Source organism: Nostoc sp. (genome assembly GCF_036917455.1).
GTDB lineage: Bacteria > Cyanobacteriota > Cyanobacteriia > Cyanobacteriales > Nostocaceae > Nostoc.
On the sequence record NZ_JBALDK010000020.1, the window covers coordinates 42,641 to 62,936 of the forward strand.

30 protein-coding genes are annotated in these 20,296 nt (G+C 42.7%); 6 read left to right on the forward strand and 24 right to left on the reverse strand.

What is annotated here, in order from left to right; translation table 11 throughout:
* Positions 1 to 51 precede the first annotated feature (51 nt).
* The 11 genes from V7K42_RS01765 to V7K42_RS01815 all read right to left on the reverse strand — a co-directional run bounded on the left by V7K42_RS01765 (position 52) and on the right by V7K42_RS01815 (position 5,347).
* The gene (locus V7K42_RS01765; protein WP_334912966.1) at positions 52 to 363 is read right to left on the reverse strand and encodes a hypothetical protein; all 312 of its coding nucleotides are present in this window, start codon (positions 361 to 363) and stop codon (positions 52 to 54) included.
* Positions 360 to 1,913 carry a hypothetical protein gene (locus V7K42_RS01770; protein ID WP_334912968.1) on the reverse strand — a complete coding sequence of 518 codons (1,554 nt, stop codon included), beginning with the start codon at positions 1,911 to 1,913 and terminating at the stop codon, positions 360 to 362. Before V7K42_RS01770 ends, V7K42_RS01765 begins: the two co-directional genes overlap by 4 nt.
* Positions 1,897 to 2,178: a hypothetical protein gene (locus V7K42_RS01775; RefSeq protein WP_334912970.1), complete on the reverse strand. Its 282-nt coding sequence runs from the start codon at positions 2,176 to 2,178 to the stop codon at positions 1,897 to 1,899. Before V7K42_RS01775 ends, V7K42_RS01770 begins: the two co-directional genes overlap by 17 nt.
* Positions 2,165 to 2,452, reverse strand: coding sequence for a hypothetical protein (locus V7K42_RS01780; RefSeq protein ID WP_334912972.1), 288 nt, complete (start codon positions 2,450 to 2,452; stop codon positions 2,165 to 2,167). The genes V7K42_RS01775 and V7K42_RS01780 overlap by 14 nt, the downstream gene beginning before the upstream one ends.
* On the reverse strand, positions 2,453 to 2,839 hold the full coding sequence (locus V7K42_RS01785; protein WP_334912974.1) for a hypothetical protein: 387 nt from the start codon (positions 2,837 to 2,839) through the stop codon (positions 2,453 to 2,455). It abuts the gene before it with no gap.
* Positions 2,839 to 3,276 carry a hypothetical protein gene (locus V7K42_RS01790; RefSeq protein ID WP_334912976.1) on the reverse strand — a complete coding sequence of 146 codons (438 nt, stop codon included), beginning with the start codon at positions 3,274 to 3,276 and terminating at the stop codon, positions 2,839 to 2,841. Before V7K42_RS01790 ends, V7K42_RS01785 begins: the two co-directional genes overlap by 1 nt.
* Positions 3,236 to 3,577 carry a hypothetical protein gene (locus V7K42_RS01795; RefSeq protein ID WP_334912980.1) on the reverse strand — a complete coding sequence of 114 codons (342 nt, stop codon included), beginning with the start codon at positions 3,575 to 3,577 and terminating at the stop codon, positions 3,236 to 3,238. The genes V7K42_RS01790 and V7K42_RS01795 overlap by 41 nt, the downstream gene beginning before the upstream one ends.
* Before the next feature lie 89 nt (positions 3,578 to 3,666).
* Positions 3,667 to 4,239, reverse strand: a complete 573-nt coding sequence (locus tag V7K42_RS01800) for a hypothetical protein (RefSeq protein ID WP_334912982.1) — start codon at positions 4,237 to 4,239, stop codon at positions 3,667 to 3,669.
* A complete protein-coding gene (locus tag V7K42_RS01805) occupies positions 4,230 to 4,664 on the reverse strand; it encodes a hypothetical protein (protein WP_334912984.1) in 435 nt (144 codons plus the stop codon). Before V7K42_RS01805 ends, V7K42_RS01800 begins: the two co-directional genes overlap by 10 nt.
* A gap of 3 nt (positions 4,665 to 4,667) precedes the next feature.
* Positions 4,668 to 4,988: a hypothetical protein gene (locus V7K42_RS01810; RefSeq protein ID WP_334912986.1), complete on the reverse strand. Its 321-nt coding sequence runs from the start codon at positions 4,986 to 4,988 to the stop codon at positions 4,668 to 4,670.
* A 98-nt stretch (positions 4,989 to 5,086) separates the two neighbouring features.
* Positions 5,087 to 5,347: a helix-turn-helix domain-containing protein gene (locus V7K42_RS01815; RefSeq protein WP_334912988.1), complete on the reverse strand. Its 261-nt coding sequence runs from the start codon at positions 5,345 to 5,347 to the stop codon at positions 5,087 to 5,089.
* A gap of 144 nt (positions 5,348 to 5,491) precedes the next feature.
* On the opposite strand from V7K42_RS01815, the gene V7K42_RS01820 reads away from it, so the two are divergent.
* The gene (locus V7K42_RS01820; RefSeq protein WP_334912990.1) at positions 5,492 to 5,923 is read left to right on the forward strand and encodes a hypothetical protein; all 432 of its coding nucleotides are present in this window, start codon (positions 5,492 to 5,494) and stop codon (positions 5,921 to 5,923) included.
* 134 nt (positions 5,924 to 6,057) lie between these two features.
* Here the strand turns inward: V7K42_RS01820 and tnpA are convergent, their stop codons facing one another.
* Both tnpA and V7K42_RS01830 read right to left on the reverse strand, forming a co-directional pair.
* Positions 6,058 to 6,399, reverse strand: coding sequence for an IS200/IS605 family transposase (gene tnpA / locus V7K42_RS01825; protein ID WP_334912992.1), 342 nt, complete (start codon positions 6,397 to 6,399; stop codon positions 6,058 to 6,060).
* Between the two features lie 21 nt (positions 6,400 to 6,420).
* Positions 6,421 to 6,882, reverse strand: a complete 462-nt coding sequence (locus tag V7K42_RS01830) for a helix-turn-helix domain-containing protein (RefSeq protein ID WP_334912993.1) — start codon at positions 6,880 to 6,882, stop codon at positions 6,421 to 6,423.
* Between the two features lie 73 nt (positions 6,883 to 6,955).
* On the opposite strand from V7K42_RS01830, the gene V7K42_RS01835 reads away from it, so the two are divergent.
* Positions 6,956 to 7,207: a hypothetical protein gene (locus V7K42_RS01835; RefSeq protein ID WP_334912995.1), complete on the forward strand. Its 252-nt coding sequence runs from the start codon at positions 6,956 to 6,958 to the stop codon at positions 7,205 to 7,207.
* Here V7K42_RS01835 and V7K42_RS01840 read toward each other — a convergent pair.
* The 7 genes from V7K42_RS01840 to V7K42_RS01870 all read right to left on the reverse strand — a co-directional run bounded on the left by V7K42_RS01840 (position 7,204) and on the right by V7K42_RS01870 (position 15,162).
* On the reverse strand, positions 7,204 to 7,785 hold the full coding sequence (locus V7K42_RS01840; protein WP_334912997.1) for a hypothetical protein: 582 nt from the start codon (positions 7,783 to 7,785) through the stop codon (positions 7,204 to 7,206). The genes V7K42_RS01835 and V7K42_RS01840 overlap by 4 nt on opposite strands.
* The gene (locus V7K42_RS01845; RefSeq protein WP_334912999.1) at positions 7,769 to 8,398 is read right to left on the reverse strand and encodes a hypothetical protein; all 630 of its coding nucleotides are present in this window, start codon (positions 8,396 to 8,398) and stop codon (positions 7,769 to 7,771) included. Before V7K42_RS01845 ends, V7K42_RS01840 begins: the two co-directional genes overlap by 17 nt.
* A 66-nt stretch (positions 8,399 to 8,464) precedes the next feature.
* Positions 8,465 to 8,707: a hypothetical protein gene (locus V7K42_RS01850; protein ID WP_334913001.1), complete on the reverse strand. Its 243-nt coding sequence runs from the start codon at positions 8,705 to 8,707 to the stop codon at positions 8,465 to 8,467.
* Positions 8,704 to 13,365: a hypothetical protein gene (locus V7K42_RS01855; RefSeq protein WP_334913003.1), complete on the reverse strand. Its 4,662-nt coding sequence runs from the start codon at positions 13,363 to 13,365 to the stop codon at positions 8,704 to 8,706. Before V7K42_RS01855 ends, V7K42_RS01850 begins: the two co-directional genes overlap by 4 nt.
* 91 nt (positions 13,366 to 13,456) lie before the next feature.
* The gene (locus tag V7K42_RS01860) at positions 13,457 to 13,963 is read right to left on the reverse strand and encodes a hypothetical protein (RefSeq protein ID WP_334913005.1); all 507 of its coding nucleotides are present in this window, start codon (positions 13,961 to 13,963) and stop codon (positions 13,457 to 13,459) included.
* A 99-nt stretch (positions 13,964 to 14,062) separates the two neighbouring features.
* On the reverse strand, positions 14,063 to 14,374 hold the full coding sequence (locus tag V7K42_RS01865; RefSeq protein WP_334913007.1) for an HNH endonuclease: 312 nt from the start codon (positions 14,372 to 14,374) through the stop codon (positions 14,063 to 14,065).
* Positions 14,375 to 14,394: 20 nt separating this feature from the next.
* The gene (locus V7K42_RS01870) at positions 14,395 to 15,162 is read right to left on the reverse strand and encodes a hypothetical protein (protein WP_334913010.1); all 768 of its coding nucleotides are present in this window, start codon (positions 15,160 to 15,162) and stop codon (positions 14,395 to 14,397) included.
* Here V7K42_RS01870 and V7K42_RS01875 point away from each other — a divergent pair.
* Positions 15,161 to 15,589, forward strand: a complete 429-nt coding sequence (locus V7K42_RS01875) for a phage virion morphogenesis protein (RefSeq protein ID WP_334913012.1) — start codon at positions 15,161 to 15,163, stop codon at positions 15,587 to 15,589. The two genes, V7K42_RS01870 and V7K42_RS01875, sit on opposite strands and share 2 nt — an antisense overlap.
* A 70-nt stretch (positions 15,590 to 15,659) precedes the next feature.
* On the opposite strand, the gene V7K42_RS01880 is transcribed toward V7K42_RS01875, so the two are convergent.
* The 4 genes from V7K42_RS01880 to V7K42_RS01895 all read right to left on the reverse strand — a co-directional run bounded on the left by V7K42_RS01880 (position 15,660) and on the right by V7K42_RS01895 (position 18,505).
* Positions 15,660 to 16,013 carry a hypothetical protein gene (locus V7K42_RS01880; protein ID WP_334913014.1) on the reverse strand — a complete coding sequence of 118 codons (354 nt, stop codon included), beginning with the start codon at positions 16,011 to 16,013 and terminating at the stop codon, positions 15,660 to 15,662.
* A 51-nt stretch (positions 16,014 to 16,064) separates the two neighbouring features.
* Entirely contained in the window at positions 16,065 to 16,463 is a 399-nt protein-coding gene (locus V7K42_RS01885) for a hypothetical protein (RefSeq protein ID WP_334913016.1), read from the reverse strand.
* Positions 16,464 to 16,466: 3 nt separating this feature from the next.
* Entirely contained in the window at positions 16,467 to 18,098 is a 1,632-nt protein-coding gene (locus V7K42_RS01890; protein WP_334913018.1) for a hypothetical protein, read from the reverse strand.
* Positions 18,099 to 18,316: 218 nt separating this feature from the next.
* Positions 18,317 to 18,505: a hypothetical protein gene (locus tag V7K42_RS01895; protein ID WP_334913020.1), complete on the reverse strand. Its 189-nt coding sequence runs from the start codon at positions 18,503 to 18,505 to the stop codon at positions 18,317 to 18,319.
* Between the two features lie 134 nt (positions 18,506 to 18,639).
* Between V7K42_RS01895 and V7K42_RS01900 the strand changes: the two genes are divergently transcribed.
* Genes V7K42_RS01900 through V7K42_RS01910 form a run of 3 tightly spaced genes read left to right on the forward strand, consistent with a single transcriptional unit; the run spans position 18,640 to position 20,190 of the window.
* Positions 18,640 to 18,987, forward strand: coding sequence for a hypothetical protein (locus tag V7K42_RS01900; RefSeq protein ID WP_334913021.1), 348 nt, complete (start codon positions 18,640 to 18,642; stop codon positions 18,985 to 18,987).
* The gene (locus tag V7K42_RS01905; protein WP_334913023.1) at positions 18,971 to 19,837 is read left to right on the forward strand and encodes a hypothetical protein; all 867 of its coding nucleotides are present in this window, start codon (positions 18,971 to 18,973) and stop codon (positions 19,835 to 19,837) included. The genes V7K42_RS01900 and V7K42_RS01905 overlap by 17 nt, the downstream gene beginning before the upstream one ends.
* Positions 19,838 to 19,854: 17 nt before the next feature.
* A complete protein-coding gene (locus V7K42_RS01910) occupies positions 19,855 to 20,190 on the forward strand; it encodes a hypothetical protein (protein WP_334913025.1) in 336 nt (111 codons plus the stop codon).
* The last annotated feature ends 106 nt before the right edge of the window (positions 20,191 to 20,296 follow it).

The window sequence follows — 20,296 nt, forward strand, 5'->3', positions numbered from 1 at the left end:
AATCAAATAGATTTTTCTGCTGATTTTCATCAATCGTAAATAGTATCTTTTTCATTTAGCATATAAAAGTTGATAACCCAAGCGCAATCTTTTGGTGAATTCTGGGGTATTTCTGTTACCCCAAACTGGGTTTTTATTATCTTTGATCCAATTACTGTTTAAGTGACAAACGTCCTCATGACATCGCTTACACATCGGAAACCAGTTATCGCCTAATCGATTGCCGCCGTAACTTGTATGATGCATTTCATCAGCGCGTTGCTTCAAACAGCAACAGCACAACGATTTACCTTTTTTATGCTTTTCGTGTGCGATCGCACACTGCTTTTTATAATTCCTACCGTAACGTGCGTCCCAGTTCAATCCGTGTGTCCTAGATGTTCTAAAAGCAGTTGCACTCCTTTGTCGCTTAATTGTTGCCCTGTTAGCTCTTGCCATTTAGTTTTTAATTCTGCTGGAGTTGGACGACGAGCAATCTTCTTAGCCCATGCGTTGATTTCCTCATACCAATTGCTAGAAGTTGGAGACTGGGAATCTTTACTCTCGGATTCCCTTGGTTGGTGCTTTTGCTCCATCCCGGTAATATCAAAAGTGGGGATGAGGGCAATATAGGGATTATTGCGAGTCGGAACTACTAGAGCATATCGAATACCCTCGGCATCTAGTAGTTCGCAGACTTGTTTTAGTAACTCGATTATTTCTGGTTTGGCGTTCAGAAAATCAGCAGGTTTGCCCAGAATATAAGAAGATAGCTGCCCTAAAGCTATAAAGCAAAGATTTTTCAAATTGGGGCGTGTAAATCCAGTCTCTTCAGACAATGGCGACTGCCCTAAGAATATGCCGTGGCATTTTAGACCGGCCGTAAATTTAGCAATAAAGTTCCATATAGCCTGTAACTCTTTAGCAATAATAGGCGTAACTCGGCCTGGGAATCCTTGCCCCTTGCCATAGCAAGTATCAACTTCATCTTGTACAAAGAAAATTTCAGATATGCCGTTTGTACTTCCAACTTTTGCTATTTCGGTTTTGCGATTTTCAACTACTTCAGTAACAAACTTAATCCAGTTGGACAACTCTTTCATTCCGTCAAATCGTCGGGAAAATTTACAAAGCCAACGAGTAACATTATCCTTGGGGTCGCTGCCCAGTACGATCGCAGGTTTTTGAGACTGCGCCGCAATTTTATTAATGATCACACCTGCAAGAGTGGACTTCCCGGATTGTGTCCCGCCCACAAGCATGAAGTGATGGTTTGAGCGATCGCTTAAATTATGCAGTGCTGATGAGTCGCACAACTCATCAATCCACTCAGGGTCAAGCCTGATGTATTTAGGATATTGAGATGCGATTGCCTGAAGCTGTGACATCACGCCAGGGTTGATAATTTCCTGCACTGCGTCTTCATTAACGGTTGCAATGTCAGGATTAGGTATAGATGTTCCACCAGCCAGTTGTCGAGATGGCGCATCAATTACGGCTTGTTGGACTTGAGGAAGTTCTACAAGCCCGTGTAATCCGTAAGCTTGCATCCACCTCTCGCGCTCCTCAATCGGCAGAGTATTGATGTAGGTAGCTAGTTTTCTCCTTGATTCAATCTGCTCTTTGCTTTGATGATACGTGAACTCCCCTTTTAAGTGTTCGGTGACAATCTTGTGATTTGCAGTGGCGATCGCTTGGTAGTCTTTTTCTTTCTGTTTTCGGGTATATGCTGCGGCTGTGAAACATCCACTAGCAAATAGCCCCCATAACTGCTGAATTAATTTGCTCTCGTTGAGTTGTTGCGACCAAATAACAGGGGAAAAAGTACCAGCGATCGCAGTGGCAGCAAACAGTCCCATAAGCATCCGTTCTTTTAGTAGTAACGGAGCATAAGCATCTTTATCACGAGAAAATGGGTTACTGTGTATCTGCATATTCTTCTTGTTTCATTAATTGCAAAGCCAGTCTCAGCTTATGAACCAAATCATTACTAGGGTCTTCAGATGGATAAGGTAGTTGTTCGTAAATAAGATAAAGAACAGCTTTTTGGTCAAAGCGTTTACAAATTTCAAACACTTTTTCTACAGACAATTGCCCAACAGTGATAGACCGAATCTTAGCAGCTTCAAATAAATGTATACTCAAGAGCAGAAAGAGAGTATATTGCTCAGACTCGTTAAGCTCGTCAAGTTGCTGCATATATTCCTACCACCACTGCTGCGATCGCAAACGTACCAAATACAAAAGTTGGCGCAAATCCAACGATTGATTGAGTGCGGTCTAAAACTCCATTGCGTTTGTAGTAGAGTCCACACCAGTTGGTAACACCCATTACAAAGATAATGAGTAACCCTAAAACGATGAGGGCGATCGCGCCTAAGCGACTGCCAGGGAAAGCTTTGGTGATAAACCCTAAAATTTGGAATAAAGAATAACCACTAAAACAACATCCGGCGTAGAAAAGGTTTTTCATCTACATTCCTACCTTGCTTTGCAGTTGGTCAAAGATCGCCGCGATTTCCGGTTGTTCGTGCATCGTGGGATATGCCTGTTCACTTATAAAGTTGCGAAGGGCGATCGCTTGCTGTGTACTTAAAGTTAAATTACAATCCCCACCTTCATAAAGTTTTGAATAGCGTTCTTCTGCTGCATCGATTACGTAACTAGCATCTGTATTGAGTTTAGAAAACAGTCCTCCTGTTACTTGGCAGTAAACCTTGGGAACATTTTGTATTGCTACCCAATAATCAAATAACTCACGTTGCACTTGGTCTAACTTGAGTTTGCCGTTTTCGTCGCAAACTATCTCTTTCCAGAAGTCATCGAATACTTGTTTATACTCTGGTTGTTGATTATTCATTATGAGAAAATCTCCGCGCTCATCTGGTATGCTTCTTGATATCCATCTAAATACGCTTGAGTTTCAGAAGCTCCAAGCATATACTGAGATACTTTTTGTTTGTGAGTAGATTCAATTTCTCTCACTTTCTGATCGACTTTCATAGTGGTTTCTGCCCACTGACTATTTATTTGATGCAGTTGAGTAAGCTTGTCTAATTGCTGCCCTTGCTTCTGTACTATCTGCCGCCCTAGTTCAATTTCTCCGTCCACTTTACCCAATTCCTTTTCTAGTTTAATTACAGTTTGAGCATTTATTTTTTCAGGCAATTTCATCTTTTCTTTGATGCGCCCTAATGAATTGCCCATCTTGCCAACTGCTGTTGGGTCGCTACCGATCCCATTTAACTTACTACTGTTATCGGCAGTAAGTCCCCCGAACAAATTCTCGATTGACATTATTATTTACATCCCCATGATTGGCATTAACAGACCAGAAACAGCAAGCGATCGCCACTATAAAGCTTGAACCAAGGAAGCAGATGGTTAGTAGGTTAATTCTTTCTGTAGCCTTATTTGTCTCTCGCTGGATTTGGCGATCGCTACTTGCTAAATAATCAGAACTCGCCATCAATTGCTCAATAACATCTGTACTTGGCGCACCCTTAAAATTCAATTCACCACTCGGCTTGACGGTAAATCGAATCTCTGACAGGTGTGGGTTCGGCGCTTCTATCTGTGCGAGATTGAGAAAATCCATAAAACAACATCCCTACAAAGAAAAAGCCCTGAAGAAATACAGCCAATACCATCCAATTGCTAGGGCGTAAAATTGATGAAACATTTGCTTTAGGATGGGATAGTAAAAAGTGCCGTGATTCCCTCGAGATGTCTTTTAAAATCAGTATTTGTGGAATCTACATCTTGGCGAATGGCGTGAAAAACATCTCTTGTTGCACTGTTTCCTTCGCCCAACTTAGCCCGAATTCTAAGGGCTGCGTCTTTGAGGGTGTCGCTTTGAGCGCCAATCCTGTATTCTATGAAAGCGACAATAGCATTTGTTACTTCATTGAATAATTGTTCGCGGCTATCAAAGCCTGATGCGATGCCTTGGGCGATTTGTTTGATTTCAGATGCAACTAAATTAACGCCGATTTGCTGGGCTGTTTCCGCTACTAAATTGTGCTTTTCTTCTTCGGCTACAACAATACTTAATTCAGAAAAGATGCCGAGCGGCTGGGGCGGTTGCTGTGCTAACAAGATATCGACAATCTGGGGAATATCAGCCGTGTTAAACTCTGCGTCCTCGCTGTCGTAGAACTGGGCGATCGCCTCTCTTATTTGCTCAGATGTCGGGCTGCTAATGCCTTTATCTTTAGCTACACGGCGAACATTTTCGATATGGGATCTAGTTATTTCCATTCTTTTGGTGTGTAAAGTAAACATGATGCTACTGCCTTGCAAGCATCTTGAAAGCTGTAAATAGATGAGCGATCGCACTTCAATCCCACTGCGTAAAACCGCTTTCTAATTTGAGTGGGGCGGTTTTTGATTGGTGGATATAGTTGCTGCACGATTTCGATTAGTTCAACCCCAAGAAAGTCGGGGCGAGAACCGTATTGGTTGATAAATTCTTGGTATGCTTCACGCTGCAACAACGTGATGTGTTTTCGGGGTGCGAGTTGCCTGAACTTGGCGTACTTGGCTACATTTTGTTTGGAAAGCCGCATTCCAGATCGAATCAAGTTTGAGCGAATTTCGCTCCATTGGCTGTGTCGTAAAACTTGATTGGCGATCGCTTCATAGTGCGATCGCAGTGGGTCGTTTGCAGTTTTTATTTTTGGCATAACCTACTCTCTGCCTAAAACTAGCTGCACCGAAACTCTATGCGTTCCTTGTTTTTGTGCTTGTAACGCTTGAAATTGTTCTTCGATGTTCAGCCCATAGCGATAAAACAAAGTATTTAGTTGCTCCTTTGGAGTTTTTAAAAACTGTTCTCTGCTGTGAATTCCAGGTTTCAAACCTAAAAATTTACGCATTTCTAACAGACTTTTGACTTCTGACCACATCAAGCGATCGCACCCAAACAACCCCAGTGCCTTTAAATCTTCGTTCATGGTGTCTCTACTCTGAATCTCTAAGAGAATTCGTGCTTCTGCGACTGTTAGCATCTGCCTCCGTTCAACCGTTCGACACCTTTATATTAAAAAACCCAGTCGGACTGGGCAATGGATATCTCTGCACTTTGTGTGGTTGCTTTTTCAGCCCTTTAACAAGCCACACATTGTCTGGTTGAAACGTAATTTTCTCTAATTTCTGGATTTTGATTTAGGTAATAATGCAATCTGTTGAGGTCATTTAGAGTTCGTTGAGTGATACGGCGATCGCCGCTACTCCACTTCTCTACAGATGACTTGGTAACGCCTAATAATTGAGCAAGCTGGCGTTGGTACATTGGGTGTTTGTTCAAAAAATCGTGTAAGTTTTGGATTTCTGGTGGGTTGCGATCGCGATCGTTTAAGTCCATCATGTTAGTTGCTCCTTCTACAGGTAATCTCTGTGTCGGGGAAGTCGTCTCTCAGTGTCGTAAGCACTGGGGGGCGCATCTCTTTTCTAAATATTAAAAATAATATAGCATCGCGCTAACTAGAGCGCTAGCGCAATATAAGATGTTATGAATAATAAACCATTTGTAACTCTACCAATGACTGAGAGAAGGAAGAAACCAGAAACGCCACAAGAGCTAGAAGCGGATATCGCTAATCATCCTGAGCGCGGTATGTTTGCGGCTGATGATGGCCGTTTGGTTCCAGCAGTGCGAGTAAAACCCGTTGAGATTCGCGGAGATGCGACAGCAGAAGCCTATGAAGTTTTGCTTGAGATATGGGGAGCTAAGGGGTTGGATAAAGCTGGTGGCGTGAAAGACATGATCAATCACTACATTACTGACCTTGGTAATCTCCAACTAGTAGAACATAAGGAAAGAATTAAGTCCGAAGTGTTTAATGTTGATCCAAGAGTTGTAAGAAGCAAAATAAAAGGCTTCTACAAAGCTAGGGGAAGAGAACGCAAAGCACGGTTAAATCAAGTATTAGGGGAAGAATGAAAAAATCTTTAAATACTTACCCTGAAGTTAGGGGTAAGTCTGGTGTTTATTCAACGTGTGTAAAACCCCGTCCCCTTGTGGGCGGGGATGTAAGCACGGTTAAATTATGGGGCATCGAACCCCATAATTTAACACTATCCACGTTGTTTTTGAGTGGCAATATATTGCTTGACCGCCTCCTCTGATGCCCCACCCACAGACGAGTAGAACGTTCCATCACTCCACAATCCAGAACCCCAGAATCTACGCTTTTTTAAATCCTTAAACGTACTGAATATATGCACAGCAGAGATTGATTTCATTGTTTTAGCAATCTCCACTGGTGCTGTTGTGTGGTCTGCCTGCACAAATACATGAACATGATCGGGCATGATTTCAATCGCGTGAAGTGTCCATCCGTAGGTTTGGCAGGTTTCACCAATAATTCGTTTTAATTCCACCTCTATTGCGCCTTCAAATACCTGACTACGGTACAAGTAAGGGGCGATCGCCCCTCATCAAATTTCAAATATCCTATCAATATATTCCCTCAAATCAATAAGCCGAATTCGCCATTCTGGTAACTTTATCGCTTTTAATTTCCCATATCTTGCCGCTTTGAGTAAGCGCGATCGCCTGATTCCCGAAAGTACGGCCGCCTCATCAAGTGACAAAGTTAATTGTAAGCTTAATTGCTGCATTAATTGGCTACGTGCTGCTAACTCCGCCCAAAAAGAAACTTGCGATCGCTCCTCAATACTTATTGCAATCGGCGCTAGTTCCGATGATATAGCAGGGTGGTGAGTCGGGCTTCGCTCCTTTTTCACCCGATCTAATTCTGCCATCTCAAAAAATGGCTGTCTACCGTGTTCCGTGTTTTCGTATCTGACAGCAATTTTGTACTTTTTCACCCATCGTTCTAGGGTGCGTTCAGAAATTCGTAAATACTTCAAAGCCTCAGTCTTGTTTAATCCCGTCAACTACCGTCACCTCCGCCATGAATGACGATAGTTTAAACTTTTGGTGTTGTAATTAACAAGAGTGATTAGCACCATGACAAAAACGACTGACGCGATCGCCTCACTTACCGAAGGATTGAATTCTTATGCAACTACTGTAGGCAAGCTTCTTGATGCCTCGGCTAGTGACCATGCCAAACTTGATGAAGCTCATTCTGAAATTGATACCCTGAAGGCACAGTTGCTCAATTCGGTAGATGATGAAGCGACTTCCCAAACCATAGAACAATTGGCTGAAAACTTAAAAGCTGTTGCCGCTAAAGCTTTGTCTGCAACCCCAGCTTAATTTCTGTACCTCGCTTCACTAAACTTAAATTCCCATTCGGAAATTACGTATTCTCCCTTCCATCCCCGCACAAAAGCGGGGATTTTTGTTATATCAATTCTTCCGAATCGCACAGTGGCAGGTTCTCCATTAAATATTGATGTAGTAGAATCATCAATTGCCTCTGGTTTACAAAAATCAACTATTTTAATTGGCGTGTACTGGTTGTAAATACTAGTTTCAGCAATTAGTATTAGTCTCTCAAGGATTCTATAAATAAATCCTTGAGATTGAAAGATCGTTGATTGAAATGTTCTTTGTACTGTGGAAGTAGTAGCGATTATCCTACTAAAACTTGGTTTAAATGAGCGATCGCCTAAGCCAACATCTTGCGGCTCGTATTTTGGAAATAGTCGCAGATAGGCGTAATCATCCGTGTCCGTACTATCGTAATGCGTGGGGTCAAATAGCCACAGATTTTGATGACTGGGGTTGAATAATTCAATTACTGATAGGGGCGATCGCACTAGTAATTGTTTATTTACAAAAGGCGGATGTAGGAGGGATTGGGCGGTTTGGATTTCAGTTAATAGGGTCATTTTTTAGTTTAGCAATATTCCATTTTCCAAATTTAATTGATTTCATAAATCCATTTCTTTGGCTAAACAGTGGCGGGTGTTTCTCCCTATTCACTACAGACAATCCAATCCCAAGTATGCGAAACCAAAAACCACCGTCGTAAATAGAAGCGCTAAAACTAAGTGATTTGAGTCGTTTTTGTAGCTGGCTTAAAAATTTGATATTATGCCATCTTGTTATCTCCCCAGAATTAGTTTGAGCCAATCCCCAGATTTCCAGTAGATAAACAAGCGATCGCATAATCAAAGCCAAGCTAGCTCCAATCCTAAAATACCACCACCAAAATACCCACATAAGAGGGTAAACGTCGGTGCGAACACAGATTTTTTGTAGGACATAAGGTTTGTCCCATACTTCTTTATAATTCCAAGGGATTTTAACTTCTCTAAAGTAAATCTCTGGTATTTCAAAAGGATATCCAGGGGAATGATTATCATCCCATTGAACTGTTTTACGCCATCCTCTATCAAACGGCACTGCCATAACGCTTCCGCGCTCAAATCCCCACCATTGATTATCTACGCAAAAAGTTTCTGTAAAAGAATATTTATTGCAAATATCCTCAATTGACACGACTTCGATCTTCTCAATTAGTTTTACAGGGCGTAACATAAGCAACTTAGCGATCGTTTTGGTTAATCATTGAAATAGCTTTTTTCCAAAACTGGATAAATTCATCCCGTGGCATTTGCGGGAGTGGCATTTTTTATCTCCAAGAGGGAAAAATTGTTTTTTGTTATAAATCGTAAATTCGTTCCCACTGCAAAAACGAATCACATAAGATTCTCCTAAAGCTGTGTTTCTTAAACAGTCAACCCAATCAATCTTAGTGATATTGATTTCCATATTATCAAAAAGCGTTATTGTTGTAAATTCTGTCATCTCGTCAACAAAGTACCTAAGTCAAACAACTCTTTTCTAATGTTCTGTGTGAACACATCAGCCGCTTTGCCGTTGGTCGCATCTTGCCCACTAAACTCATTAGTTACATTGATAATAACCGTCCCCACTGGTTTTTGATTGGCTAATGCCTGCAATGCCTCCCCCACTTTAGCTGACTGTTGTGTTGGGATTACAGCAGATGCAACTGCCCCTTGAGTGGTTTGTGGTACAAAAGCGGGAAGTTGCTGCTTGATTTGCGCTTCTAACTGTGCCAATAGGGGTAATACGTCTGTACCTACACCCGCAAAATTAACGCGATCGCCCAACGTCCGAGGATCGCCAACCTGCCCCTTAATTTCATTCCCCAACTGCTGAGTCTCTCGCCGCCCCTCACTTTTACTCACTCTACTTTGAGCTAATTTCAGTCGATTTTGATCGTCTTGAAGTTGAGCATCACGGGAAAGCTTATCTAACTCCTGTTGTCCCTCGGTAGAGGCGATCGCCCTTTCCTGTCCCAACAACACCCCTTTAATTTGCAATCCCGACTCCTTAGCCTGTGCCGCTTGCACGGTAAGCGCGGCTGCTTCCTTCTCACCTTGGGTCGCACCTGGGCGTGCCTCAACTTTCTTCTGTTCAGCTTGTGCTTTTAAGGTATCGGCCTTTGCTCCCGCCTGTTCTCCTCGCAACTCCAACTCTTTCAAATCCAACTCAATTTGCTTTTGTTCCAATTTCTCCTTGGTAATTTCCTGTTGAATTTTAAACTCTTCCCGCGCTGCATTTAGAGCAATTAATGCAGCCGACTCAGCAATCTGCTTTTGCTCTTTCTGATTTTTAGTAGTTTCCTTGAGTACGTTTAACTCACCTTCGTAGAATCCTGCAACTGAGGAAACTACGTCTTTCCTTGCTTGTAACAACTTAACTTGATTCTCAATAGTTTTAGTTAAAAAATCTTGCAACTGCTTTTCTTTTTCTAACGCTTGATTTTGAGCAGTAGCATTATTTTGAATCTGCTGAATTTCTTTATTTAACCTATCCTCAACAATTCTATAAAGTGCTTCTCGCTGCTGTATTTCGTTATCGATGATTGATTTAGTAAGTCCAGAAGTCTTAAGCCGAGATGCCCTTATTTGCCCTTGGCGGTTCTCTTCCTTAGTTGGGTCACTAAACGGTGGCAATGCCTCAAGTTCGGCTAATTTATCTTTCTCAAGTGCCAATTCTTGTTTGATACGACGCGAAGTCGTATCAAGTCTTAATTTCTCAGCATCAACTTTTTCAATTGTTTGGGACGCTTCTAATCGGGTGATTTCAACTAAACGATCGCTCTCTGATTGACTAACAACATCAGTCGCTCGCTTTTGTGCTTGCTCAATCAACGCCACCTGCTGTTCTTGGTTTTGGGCGATCGCGTCAAGTCTTCGCTTCCTGATATCCGCTTCTTGAGCATCAAGCTCATTTAATCTTTGGGTATCCCCAGCCTTTAGTCGTCCCCTCTGACGCTGCACCTCGTCAAGTTCGGCAGTAAGTCGTTGTCGAGTTAGCCCCAAGGACTGCTCGTTGTACTGCTGCTGCGATACCGCACCCTCAGCTAATTTGGCAGACAATTCCTTCTGCTCGGTATCTACTACGGCAATCCTCGCCTTTGATTTTTCGCCCTCAAATTTCTCGGTGGCATCAACCCCCCGCTTTCTAATATCCGCCTCTTGAGCATCAAGCTCATTTAATCTTTGGGTATCCCCAGCACGCAGTCGTTTCCGTTGACGCTGCACCTCATCAAGTTCAGCAGCAAGTCGTTGTTGAGTTAGTGTCAGCGATCGCTGATTGTATTCTTGTTGAGTTACTCCACCCTCAGCTAATTTGGCGGACAATTCCTTCTGCTCGGTATCTACTACGGCAATCCTCGCCTTTGATTTTTCGCCCTCAAATTTCTCGGTGGCATCAGCAAGTTTTTGCCTGATCGTGGCTTCCTTTGCGGCGATCGCCTCTAATCCTTCCTTATCAGTAGTTTTCCCCCGTTGCTCCTCAAGTTGGGCTAATTCGGCGGTGGCTTTGTTGCGGGCGATCGCGAGTGACTGCTGGTTAAATTGCTCTTGAGTAATCAATCTTTGGGCATTTTGGGCATCCAATATCTGCTGTTGCTCATCAAAGTCTTTGAGGCGTTCTTGGCGCACTCGCGTACGCTCCTGTCCCTGGGTTTGAGCGATTTCGGTGGAGAATTTCTGCTGTTGACCTTTGAGTTGAGTGATGCGATCGTTATCAATCTTGAGCGATTCTTGCGCTGCTGTCCTTTGCCCCTCTAATTTTGCAATATCTTCATTAGCAATCCTCACCCCTCCTTTGTCCCCTTTGCCTTGGGCATCAGCTAACCGCTTTTGTGCCTCATTTACCTGAATGTCGATAGCGGCAACTTGAGCATCAACTTGGGATTTTCTTAAAACATTCTCATCGGCGATCGCTTTCTCGGTTGCCTTCAACTGGATATCCAGTTGCTTAAGCTTATTCTCTGTAATCTGGCGCTGACCTTCTGCTTGAGAAGTTGTCTCATTGGCGATCGCTACTTGGATTTTTTGTTGCTCATTCTCTAGTGTTTTAGTCCGCTTTTCAACTCCACCTTGTTGAATTTTCTCTATTTCTTGTTGAGCCGACCTTCTGACATCCAGTTCAACAGAAACATTATTCCTGACTTTATTAAGCTGTTCAACAGCCTGTGCCTCGGTAATCTGCCCTAATTCAACCTGTTCTTGAGTAAGTTTTACAACATCCTTAGCAGCCGATTGAAACCTGGAATTGTCGCCACCTCCGCCAGAATTGAACTGTGTTTGGGCATCTCCAATCTTTTTGGCAAGTTGCTGGTAATCGTTACCCAAAATCTGTACATCTTTGGCTGTAAGCTTAACGCCTCCAGAAAGCTTGGAGAGTAAATCAATTTGCTTTTGTAGCTCTACTACTTGTGCCTCTTGAGTACGTTTTTGCTCTTCATTAGCAGGCTGTACTTGTTTGATAGCCGCTATTTGAGATTGCAATGCCTCAGTTTGTTCCTTGGTGATTTGCTGCAAACCCTTGCGGCGCTTGGTTTCTTCCTCTGTTAGTTTGCCGTTGGCGCGTTCAGCGTCATTGAGCGTCTTAAGTTTTGTTGCAAGCTCAATAGATTGATCGCCAAGTAGATCGTTTTGCTGCCTAAATTCTTCTAATTCCTCATTAGCAACTCGCAAATCCCCTGTTTGCTTGATTTCTAGCGCTAGTACGACTGCTCCACCTAAAGCGATGATGGGGAGTAGGGGGGCGACAGCAGCTGTGGCGGCGGCCGCGAACGTCCCCAATGCGGGTACTGCCCCTAATGCAGCTGCCGCTAATGCTGGGAATCCACCACTGGCGATTGTAGCTAGAATCCCCGACACACCCCCAGCAGCCGCTATAAAACTCGTAAAACCTGCCGTCAGCGTTGCAATTGACCCTGATAACAAAATTGCACCGGATATCAAGGAAGTGACCGTAACAAACAATGCCGAAATAACTGGGAGTAAGGTAGAGGCGATCGCCAGCAACGCTCCCGCCTCAATTACAATTTGACCAATTGGACTATTGGATAACTGAGCAAAAAATAAAGTGATATTGGCCAACACTTGCAACAATGGGGCAGACGCTTGCACCAAATTTACAAAAGCATTTACCAATATCGTGATGATGCTTGCTGCTGCACTCGCCTCTGCCGATAACTGGTTAAATAAAGCTTCACTTAATGTTTTTAATACTGGTTGCAGGGCGGCGATCGCCTCTCCTAATTTAGTGCCAATTTGTAAGAAGAAATTTATAACAGATGTAGCGATGTCTTGAATTGCATCTTTGTTTTGTATCAAAAAGTTGTACAATACATTTAATTGAGTAACAATTGGCTGCAATAGTGGAGCGCCAGTTACCCTGCCAAGCTCATCTATTACGTCCTGAATGTTTGACGTTATACCACTTATTGTTTGTGCCTGAATCGCATTGCCCGCGCGGAATGCAGCCAATTTTTCTGTAAGCTTTTGAACTAGTATTCCTTGGGATTTGTATTGGTTTATTTGCTCATTATTTAATCCAATGCTCTTTGCTAGTTGCGAATCTGACGTAACTTGAGCCGTATAAATACTTAAAAGCTCTTGCCGCGCTTGTTGCAATGGGATACCTAGCGTACCTAAAGCGCTTCCAAAGGACAAAGCTAAGTCGGCGCTTTGATCTAAACTTGCGCCGATACTTGCAGATGATTGTGCTGTTATCTGAAACAAGGGTATCAATTCGTTGCTTGTTACGCCCACTAGCTCTAACGATCCTTTGCGTAACCTAGCGACCGCTTGGTTTACTGGATCGGTAAGCGCCTGGATTGCTTTCCCTGGATCTGTGACTTCAACTCCTTGCGAAATTACTTTGTTAGTGGCAACGAGAGTGGCTTGTGTGCTTAGTAGCTGCTGTTGCAATTCAACATTTTGGCCAATTAATAGGCTGTATGCTCTTTGTCCTTGGGCAGCGAATTGCTGAATAGTTTGCGCCACCTCGTTATACGCAAATGAGAGCGAGGTGACAATTTCAAAATTCTTTTTTAAATCACCAATCAGGTTTCTAACCACTGGTGACGCTTGATCGACCGCCTGAAAAATCAGCGTCAGTGGTGAAATTGCTGCCACGGCAAAACCCTCAAGATATAATCAGTACATCCTGAGTTGCAACAAAACCAGTATATTAGCAAAGTGGGGCGGTCGCGCTTACCCTGCTTTGCTATTCAAATAGTACGCAGCTATAACCTGTCTGCTCTTTCACAACTTTCTTGACCCCATTCAAGTCCGTATTCATCCGTTGTAGATCCGACTCCCTTAACCCTTTGATATACACACAGGATTTATCTTGCCAAATCTCGTATCCAGTCGGGCCAGTGCCAATAAATGTTCTTACTGAGACGGGTGGCGCAGCAACGGGCGCAGGTGGCTTGTAAAATATGCCAACACCAATAACAAAAGCGATCGCCCCCACAATCCCAATCCCCACTAAAACCACAGCACCGCTATTCTCCTGATATTTACCATTGGTCAATGTAAAAAACTTAGTCCAACCCGTGCCCGATATCTGCACAGTTTTAGATGAAGTTGGCAGTAGGGCAATAATGCGATCGCCCAATTTAACATCAACTGATTTAACTTTTAAAACTAGAACCCCGTATTGCTCGTAAACCTCAACGGGTTGTTCAATGCTTTCTGAAAGTGTTGAGGCGATCGCCTGTGCATCCATAAAATTCTCCAACAACGACGCGACGAGAAAAGCGGGAGCTACCCGCTATCGTCGTGTCATGGTTGTAACTGATTGTACTTTCAATTAATTTGAGTAAAGCTACTGAGGTTTTCTTGCTTGAACGCGACGCTTAACTTTTGGCTTCTTGATCGCAGTCTTCAATGGTTGATGAAATTTTTGGTGGCAGGTTCTGCAAAGCACAGTCAAGTCGCCCAAATGCTTGTCTTCATAGCCTCGGTTTTCGTAGGTACGGTGGTGAACCTGTAATCTAGTTTTGTTGTTGCATAATTGACACGCGCTCCCTGCCCTTGCGATCGCCATCTCCCGAACAGATTTCCAAAACTTTGTACGCAAATACGAGGGGTACGGAAGGTTTTTTAATGTTTCGCGGTCAGCTTTTGACAGTCGCATGGTTTTAACGGCAAAGGTGATTAAGCTGATGTTCTCCCAAATCCCTTACCACTTCTGACTTGCACTAATTCTTCCTCAAGCCTAGCTATATGTGCCGCCCTTGCTATTTCTGAAATTGGTTGTGCAGCAGTGAAGATTGACGCAGATAGATAACTGTTGATTTTGTCAAGAATAGGTGCAACACTTCTTTTTGAGGGGAGTTTGCTAGTAGCTTTAGTGCTTTTGGTGCTGTTCCAAGTAACTCTATAATTTTCTGATTCTTCTAGAATTGATTCAACTCTAACTTTGTATGCATTAAGAATTTCAATATTTGAACTGTTTGATTCAATACCTCTTTCAATAGTCTCAATTTGCCCCCAAAGCCTTACAATCGTCGCTTCTTGTACAGGCGTGATTTCTTCCAATGCTTGCGTAGCGCTTGCGCTAGCATTCATTTCTTTATTCCCCACAGCATTGGCCACAGCCAAAGATAATCTCAATAATTCCTCAAGGGTAATATTGAGTGTAAAATCCCCCTCCCCGCGATAGCTCACCAACTCCCTTGGCAGGCTGGGGAAAATTGCAGATAAGGAAGACGCGATCGCGGCTTTCTCTTTTGGATCAATCAACCGTTTCATGATTGGCTTAGTCAATCGCAATTTATCAGATTGTGACAATGATTCGTAATTTTCAACCTCCGTAAGCGAAAAATTACCACTATCATCAATAAATAAATTACCAAGCGCTAAGTAATTTAAATCTGTTAAGTGTTCCGCGTTGTAATTTTTATCCCTGAGTGCAATTTCCATGATCCAAGTTTTTGCAGATTTAAATCCAATTCTACGTCCTCTTGGGCGGTTAGGTGGGAAACTTTCTAACCCCACCGAGTTCTTAGAGAATACTGGGGGATATTTACTAAAAAGGGCAGAACAGAGTTTCAGAACAGAGACAGATCCTTATGGTAAAAAATGGGTTTCACTGTCCCCAGCGACGATCGCCCAAAAAGAACGCTTAGGATATCCCCTGAAAATTTTAACGCGCACTGGGAGCATGAGAAGTAGCCCAAGGGCGATCGTTCAAGGGAAGGCGGTAAAAATCGTGGTGGCGTTCCCGTCTGAATTTCACCAAAGGGGTACAAGAAAAATGCCTCAAAGGCAGATATTGCCAGAAGGGAGGCTGCCAAAGACTGATGAAAGGAATATTACGGATTTGGCGATTGAATTTTTGGAGTTATGATATTTATATAGCTATATGCTTGCTGGTTTACACGTGCAGTTCCAGGTTAAAAGAAAACTGTCCCAAGATTTCATCTAAATCCCCATACTTTCCGCGCATTTTTAGCTCTAGACTGCCGTGCTTTTTTGTTTTGCTTGATGCGCGGCTTGACTCCAATTTTAGACCCAATCGTTTCAAAGGTGATTAAATCTGGAGTTTTTATCAAACAGGCGATCGCCTCTGCTACGTATTCTCCTGACGCTCCGATTGTTGCCCCTGCTCTTTGACAAATATCTGTAATACTTGCGTCCATTGGAATTGGTTGTGGCATAACATCTTTTGGTGTTTTATATCCCCAAAGATGCATACCCGATTCCTGTATTTCGCTCCATCCTTCAGATTTTGATTTTTCGATGACAGCACCATTCAATATTTTGTAAGTCATAGTTTTAATTTGTAAGTTTGCGAGAGGCGATCACTTTCACCTTTTAAGGTTTCACTTTATTCTCTTAAATCCGGGGTCGCAAGGAGTTTCAAGCATGTAACTCTCAAGTATATAACCATGAAATGGGCTGTCAGCGCACGGCTTACCATCTATGCTATAAAATATTGCGCCAAATGCTACCAAATCTTCAAAACTTACATAGTCACCTATCTGAGATTTTTCGGGTTTGACTAGATTGATTGAGGTTTGACCATCTAGCGATTGAAATAATTCTTTAAATGGAAGCTTGTAATTGAATAAAACTGATTGAGCCACTTCTATCCATTTTTGCTTATCTGTTGGGTCTAAATCATCCCAAAACTCCATCTGGTGGTCTTGGAAAGTTTTGTAGTTACAAGCATTGCAGTAAGCATGATAAGCAACTTTGCCTAGCCGTTCTTTTTCAATCATGTTTTAGAAGAGGCTGCCTTGTCCTGCTGGGCTTCCATCGCCATCTTCACTTCGTTTAACACCCGATCTTTTTCCTCCTGAGTAAGTTTCTTGAATTTGTTTAAGGATTTCTGCATAAGTTTCATCTTTCACTTTTTTAGGATTTTCACCGTCAGCTATACGCCCAGCAGCTTTATTTAAGGCTGTGCTAATTGCACCAGTGTAAGTTTTTTCTTGGTCAAACACTCGTAAAGCTAAATCTGCCGATTGGGAAGTCTGCTTGCTCCCCTCAATATCAATTTTGTTACCAGCTTTCTCTAATTGTTTAGCGGCGGTTGACTTGCTCACTACGCCAAACAGTTTTTTCTCACGAGACAACCTGCGCTTGATGTCGCTTTGCACTTCTGCTTTTTCAATGGCAAGCGATCGCTGGTTTGGTTCAAATCCAAGTAACCCCAGCAACCCACCCCCTTCTTCTTTCGTTGGGGCAGCGTTAACATCATCAGCCAATTCGCTGATAGTATCGTTTGTTACCTTCTTCCCTTTTTTCTCGTGGTCTTCAATTAATTTTACAAGATCAGATTGTAGCTGCGGGTCTTTAACTTTTGCCCCAATCACTACAGCCCGTTCTACTGGCATTTCGCCAACTGCTACCCTTTGAAATAATCCATCATTGAGCGATGCCAAGGCAATCCCATCCGTCGCAATCTTTTCGCGCAAAGGGATGCCCTTAGCTTCCAAATCCTGCTGCGTTAGCCCAGTGTCACGAAAGAACTTAGCAGCATCAAGTGCGTTCCCTCGACCTTCGGCTATATTCGTCAATGCGCCAACTGAACGCGCCTCCTCTGCTGACTTAGCCTTGATAAATCGCACTGTAACTTCATCTGTTCCCGCATCCTTGGCAAGATTAACGCGGTTATGTCCATTAATAACGTAAGTCTTCCCATCCGCCGGATCTTGCCATACTTGCACAATCCCCGCTAACTCAGGGTCAAACTTTTTCACCCCAGTCAAGGAACCAGATACCCCGGTTTTTCCGTGTACCAGCTTGTACTGGAAGCGTTGCGGGTCAAGATTTAACTCTGATACTGGCACATCTGCCACGCCCGATCGCAATACGGGGACTGAAGTAGTTGGACTAACCTGGATTTTGTTGGTAATAGATTTGGCGATCGCCTTTTCGCTTTCATTCAACCCCACCGATTTGCATTTATACCCTAACTTAATACAGTAAGTGCTTCCATCTGAACGGGTACACTCCGAAGATTTACCCTCTATACATTGCTTAGATTTTTTAGCAGGCGCAGCAAAATTGTACTCAGAGAAATTTTGCTCCAAACTGCCAGTATCAATTTGCGTGTAGTCAACGCCTCCAGACGTTGCATCAATTGAAAAGTTGAATTTTTTGGTAAGAGATGGGCTAACAATATCGTAAAATACCCCAACGATTTTGCTACCCTGAACCTTCACCCCTTCAAAACCTGAAATGCCATCTGTGTAACGTTTCTCTAAAATGGCTTTTAATTGATTCCCGGTTTCATCGAAATTGAGAGGGAATAAAGAGGCGATCGCCCCCAATTCCCAATCATCGTTTTCGGAAAAATTTAGCGTGCTTTTGTAATTGTGAAGATTTAAGAATAGTTCAGCAATCGCCATATTTGCGCCTTGTTTTGATTGGTGAAGCGATACTTGGGGCGGGTTACGCCAACAGATAGCCTGATTAATTATGTATCTTACCTATAAATTACCGCTAGTATTGATTCCCTGCTTCCCGCACTGTGTCCATTACCTTCTAGCAGGCGTTGATAATGTACTGGCAAATGTGCGCTGTTTTCCCAAGCGGCTGTTCAAGTGAAGGCGATCGCCCCATCTAATTATACAGATTTCCGCATAAGTACACCCAAGCCATAATAAAATTCCTTGCGACGAGCTTCAATCATTTTGTAATGCTGATATTTTGCCCAGTAGTGCTTAATGATTGGGGTAGCTAGTCTTTTGAGCGCATCGAATAGAACGATTAAAGCGACGATTAGAGCAACTATGACGATAGATTCAGACTTCATAAAGATTCCTTTTTGTAGCGAGGCAGCAAACAATGTTTTGTAGCGGCTGTTTACCTGTATCTAATATATACTAGTGTGTGCAGATATGGGTAAAACTTGCGTAAAAAATTTGTAAAAAATTAGACTAGTATTTTATGAACAACGATCAAAGGTGGTTGTTACAGATGCGATCGCTATTGCATCACAATGTACCCCGATTCATTAAATGCATTAGCAAAAGAGGTGGCGTTAATCAAGCTGAATGGCAGTGGCTACAGCATGGTGATGATTTGAGCATTGAGCATCCTAAAGGAATTATGGCAAGGGGAGATGAGTATTTGTTATATCCAAAAAATGAGAAGATTTTTAAGCAGGGGTTGTTTGTTTTAGTGAAGGCGATCGCCATTATGAGTTTTATTCCTGGTGGTGTGCATATTTTCGGTCTTCACTTTTGTTCTGAAATTGATAATTTTGTGTTAGTCGAAGATGGTATCAAAACCTGATTGTACGGGACGACGCTTTGGAATGCTTACGGTTTTAGGGCATGGCGATCGCACTACGTACCAAAAGAGTAACAATAAACTTTCCTACCGTTATTTATGGCGGTTGCGTTGTGACTGTGGCAAAGAAATTCAAGTACCTAGAGGTGCTTTTGATAGAAAAAATGGCGGGCAAGTTTCTTGTGGGTGCAAAAGAAAAAATGGATTGGTAGATAACAAACGTCGTCCCAAAGACATAACGGGAATTAGATTTGATAGCTTGGTGGCGATCGCCTTAACCGGAAGAAAGGACTCTCAAGGTAAACCCCTTTGGTTATTCCAATGTGATTGTGGTAGAACTCGTGAAATATCTTTAAGCCAAGCAGGGAGACAGGCAAAGAAATATCGGTTGAACTGTAGAGACAAAATTCACATTCCTGGTGCGTGGTATCCTCCATGTCCTATCCCATACCCGGAAGATGCGGCAAAAATACTCACTAAATACTTACATTTAACTGAACTGAAATACAAGCAAATAGATAGTGAAATTGAAGACTACAAGCGCGATAAACTAATTCGTGCTGCCTGGATTGTTGCCTATCGCAGAAGACAAGGCGAGAAGATATCCGAATTGCATGAAAGCGGAATTATTTCTAAGCACTTGCGTTATTCTTCAATTCATATTTTTTGGAAGCGCAAAATGGAAGAGTACGGAGGTATGTTGTATGATGTTAGCAATTACAAAAGAGAGATAGGCGGCAGGATGGCCAACTTAACATCGCACAATTACCCTGAGCTTGAACTTGAGGGGACTCGAATGCTGCCTACCAATAATTTGCAACCACTGAAGAGATTGAAATTTAGCCGACGTTGAAGGGCAATCGCCTGAGAATGCAAAACAAAAGCACGCTTTGGAGAAATGATAAAACGAGAAATATTTATAGTGTTTGGTTAGTCGCTCGTGACAAACATCGGGTTGAATTCACCGTATACCAAAAGCCAGAAATACTCAAACCAAACAAAGCATCTTTGCTGGTTCGCCATTCTGAAAGCTTATTAATAGGGAAATGCGAATTTATCCCTGATTTTAAGTGGCTTGTAGATTTTGAAATAAGTTTTGGAGATATTGAACTGGCGGATCGAGAGCTGCCTTGGTGTAGACCATCCGGACTGTGGTTCAACAAATTCACACCCCTTGATGAACAAGGCGATCGCTTAAATGAGTGAATGGGTATCCGTCAAGTGAAGGCGGAGCCAATTTACATTTTTTGGCGCGGGGCAGGAATGTGAAGCCCGATATATGCACCAACTGCTATCTTCGTAAGATCGGCAA

Bases quoted from the DNA above. Each gene is read 5' to 3' on its own strand.
- V7K42_RS01900 (WP_334913021.1), top strand. From the start codon at position 18,640: ATGAACAACGATCAAAGGTGGTTGTTACAGATGCGATCGCTATTGCAT.
- V7K42_RS01880 (WP_334913014.1), bottom strand. From the start codon at position 16,013: ATGACTTACAAAATATTGAATGGTGCTGTCATCGAAAAATCAAAATCT.
- V7K42_RS01865 (WP_334913007.1), bottom strand. From the start codon at position 14,374: ATGCGACTGTCAAAAGCTGACCGCGAAACATTAAAAAACCTTCCGTAC.
- V7K42_RS01860 (WP_334913005.1), bottom strand. From the start codon at position 13,963: ATGGATGCACAGGCGATCGCCTCAACACTTTCAGAAAGCATTGAACAA.
- V7K42_RS01850 (WP_334913001.1), bottom strand. From the start codon at position 8,707: ATGACAGAATTTACAACAATAACGCTTTTTGATAATATGGAAATCAAT.
- V7K42_RS01870 (WP_334913010.1), bottom strand. From the start codon at position 15,162: ATGGAAATTGCACTCAGGGATAAAAATTACAACGCGGAACACTTAACA.
- V7K42_RS01795 (WP_334912980.1), bottom strand. From the start codon at position 3,577: ATGGATTTTCTCAATCTCGCACAGATAGAAGCGCCGAACCCACACCTG.
- V7K42_RS01875 (WP_334913012.1), top strand. From the start codon at position 15,161: ATGATCCAAGTTTTTGCAGATTTAAATCCAATTCTACGTCCTCTTGGG.
- V7K42_RS01835 (WP_334912995.1), top strand. From the start codon at position 6,956: ATGACAAAAACGACTGACGCGATCGCCTCACTTACCGAAGGATTGAAT.
- V7K42_RS01770 (WP_334912968.1), bottom strand. From the start codon at position 1,913: ATGCAGATACACAGTAACCCATTTTCTCGTGATAAAGATGCTTATGCT.
- V7K42_RS01790 (WP_334912976.1), bottom strand. From the start codon at position 3,276: ATGTCAATCGAGAATTTGTTCGGGGGACTTACTGCCGATAACAGTAGT.
- V7K42_RS01890 (WP_334913018.1), bottom strand. From the start codon at position 18,098: ATGGCGATTGCTGAACTATTCTTAAATCTTCACAATTACAAAAGCACG.
- V7K42_RS01820 (WP_334912990.1), top strand. From the start codon at position 5,492: ATGAATAATAAACCATTTGTAACTCTACCAATGACTGAGAGAAGGAAG.
- V7K42_RS01785 (WP_334912974.1), bottom strand. From the start codon at position 2,839: ATGAATAATCAACAACCAGAGTATAAACAAGTATTCGATGACTTCTGG.
- V7K42_RS01775 (WP_334912970.1), bottom strand. From the start codon at position 2,178: ATGCAGCAACTTGACGAGCTTAACGAGTCTGAGCAATATACTCTCTTT.
- V7K42_RS01805 (WP_334912984.1), bottom strand. From the start codon at position 4,664: ATGCCAAAAATAAAAACTGCAAACGACCCACTGCGATCGCACTATGAA.
- V7K42_RS01815 (WP_334912988.1), bottom strand. From the start codon at position 5,347: ATGATGGACTTAAACGATCGCGATCGCAACCCACCAGAAATCCAAAAC.
- V7K42_RS01905 (WP_334913023.1), top strand. From the start codon at position 18,971: ATGGTATCAAAACCTGATTGTACGGGACGACGCTTTGGAATGCTTACG.
- V7K42_RS01840 (WP_334912997.1), bottom strand. From the start codon at position 7,785: ATGACCCTATTAACTGAAATCCAAACCGCCCAATCCCTCCTACATCCG.
- V7K42_RS01895 (WP_334913020.1), bottom strand. From the start codon at position 18,505: ATGAAGTCTGAATCTATCGTCATAGTTGCTCTAATCGTCGCTTTAATC.
- V7K42_RS01910 (WP_334913025.1), top strand. From the start codon at position 19,855: ATGCAAAACAAAAGCACGCTTTGGAGAAATGATAAAACGAGAAATATT.
- V7K42_RS01810 (WP_334912986.1), bottom strand. From the start codon at position 4,988: ATGCTAACAGTCGCAGAAGCACGAATTCTCTTAGAGATTCAGAGTAGA.
- V7K42_RS01885 (WP_334913016.1), bottom strand. From the start codon at position 16,463: ATGATTGAAAAAGAACGGCTAGGCAAAGTTGCTTATCATGCTTACTGC.
- V7K42_RS01780 (WP_334912972.1), bottom strand. From the start codon at position 2,452: ATGAAAAACCTTTTCTACGCCGGATGTTGTTTTAGTGGTTATTCTTTA.
- V7K42_RS01800 (WP_334912982.1), bottom strand. From the start codon at position 4,239: ATGGAAATAACTAGATCCCATATCGAAAATGTTCGCCGTGTAGCTAAA.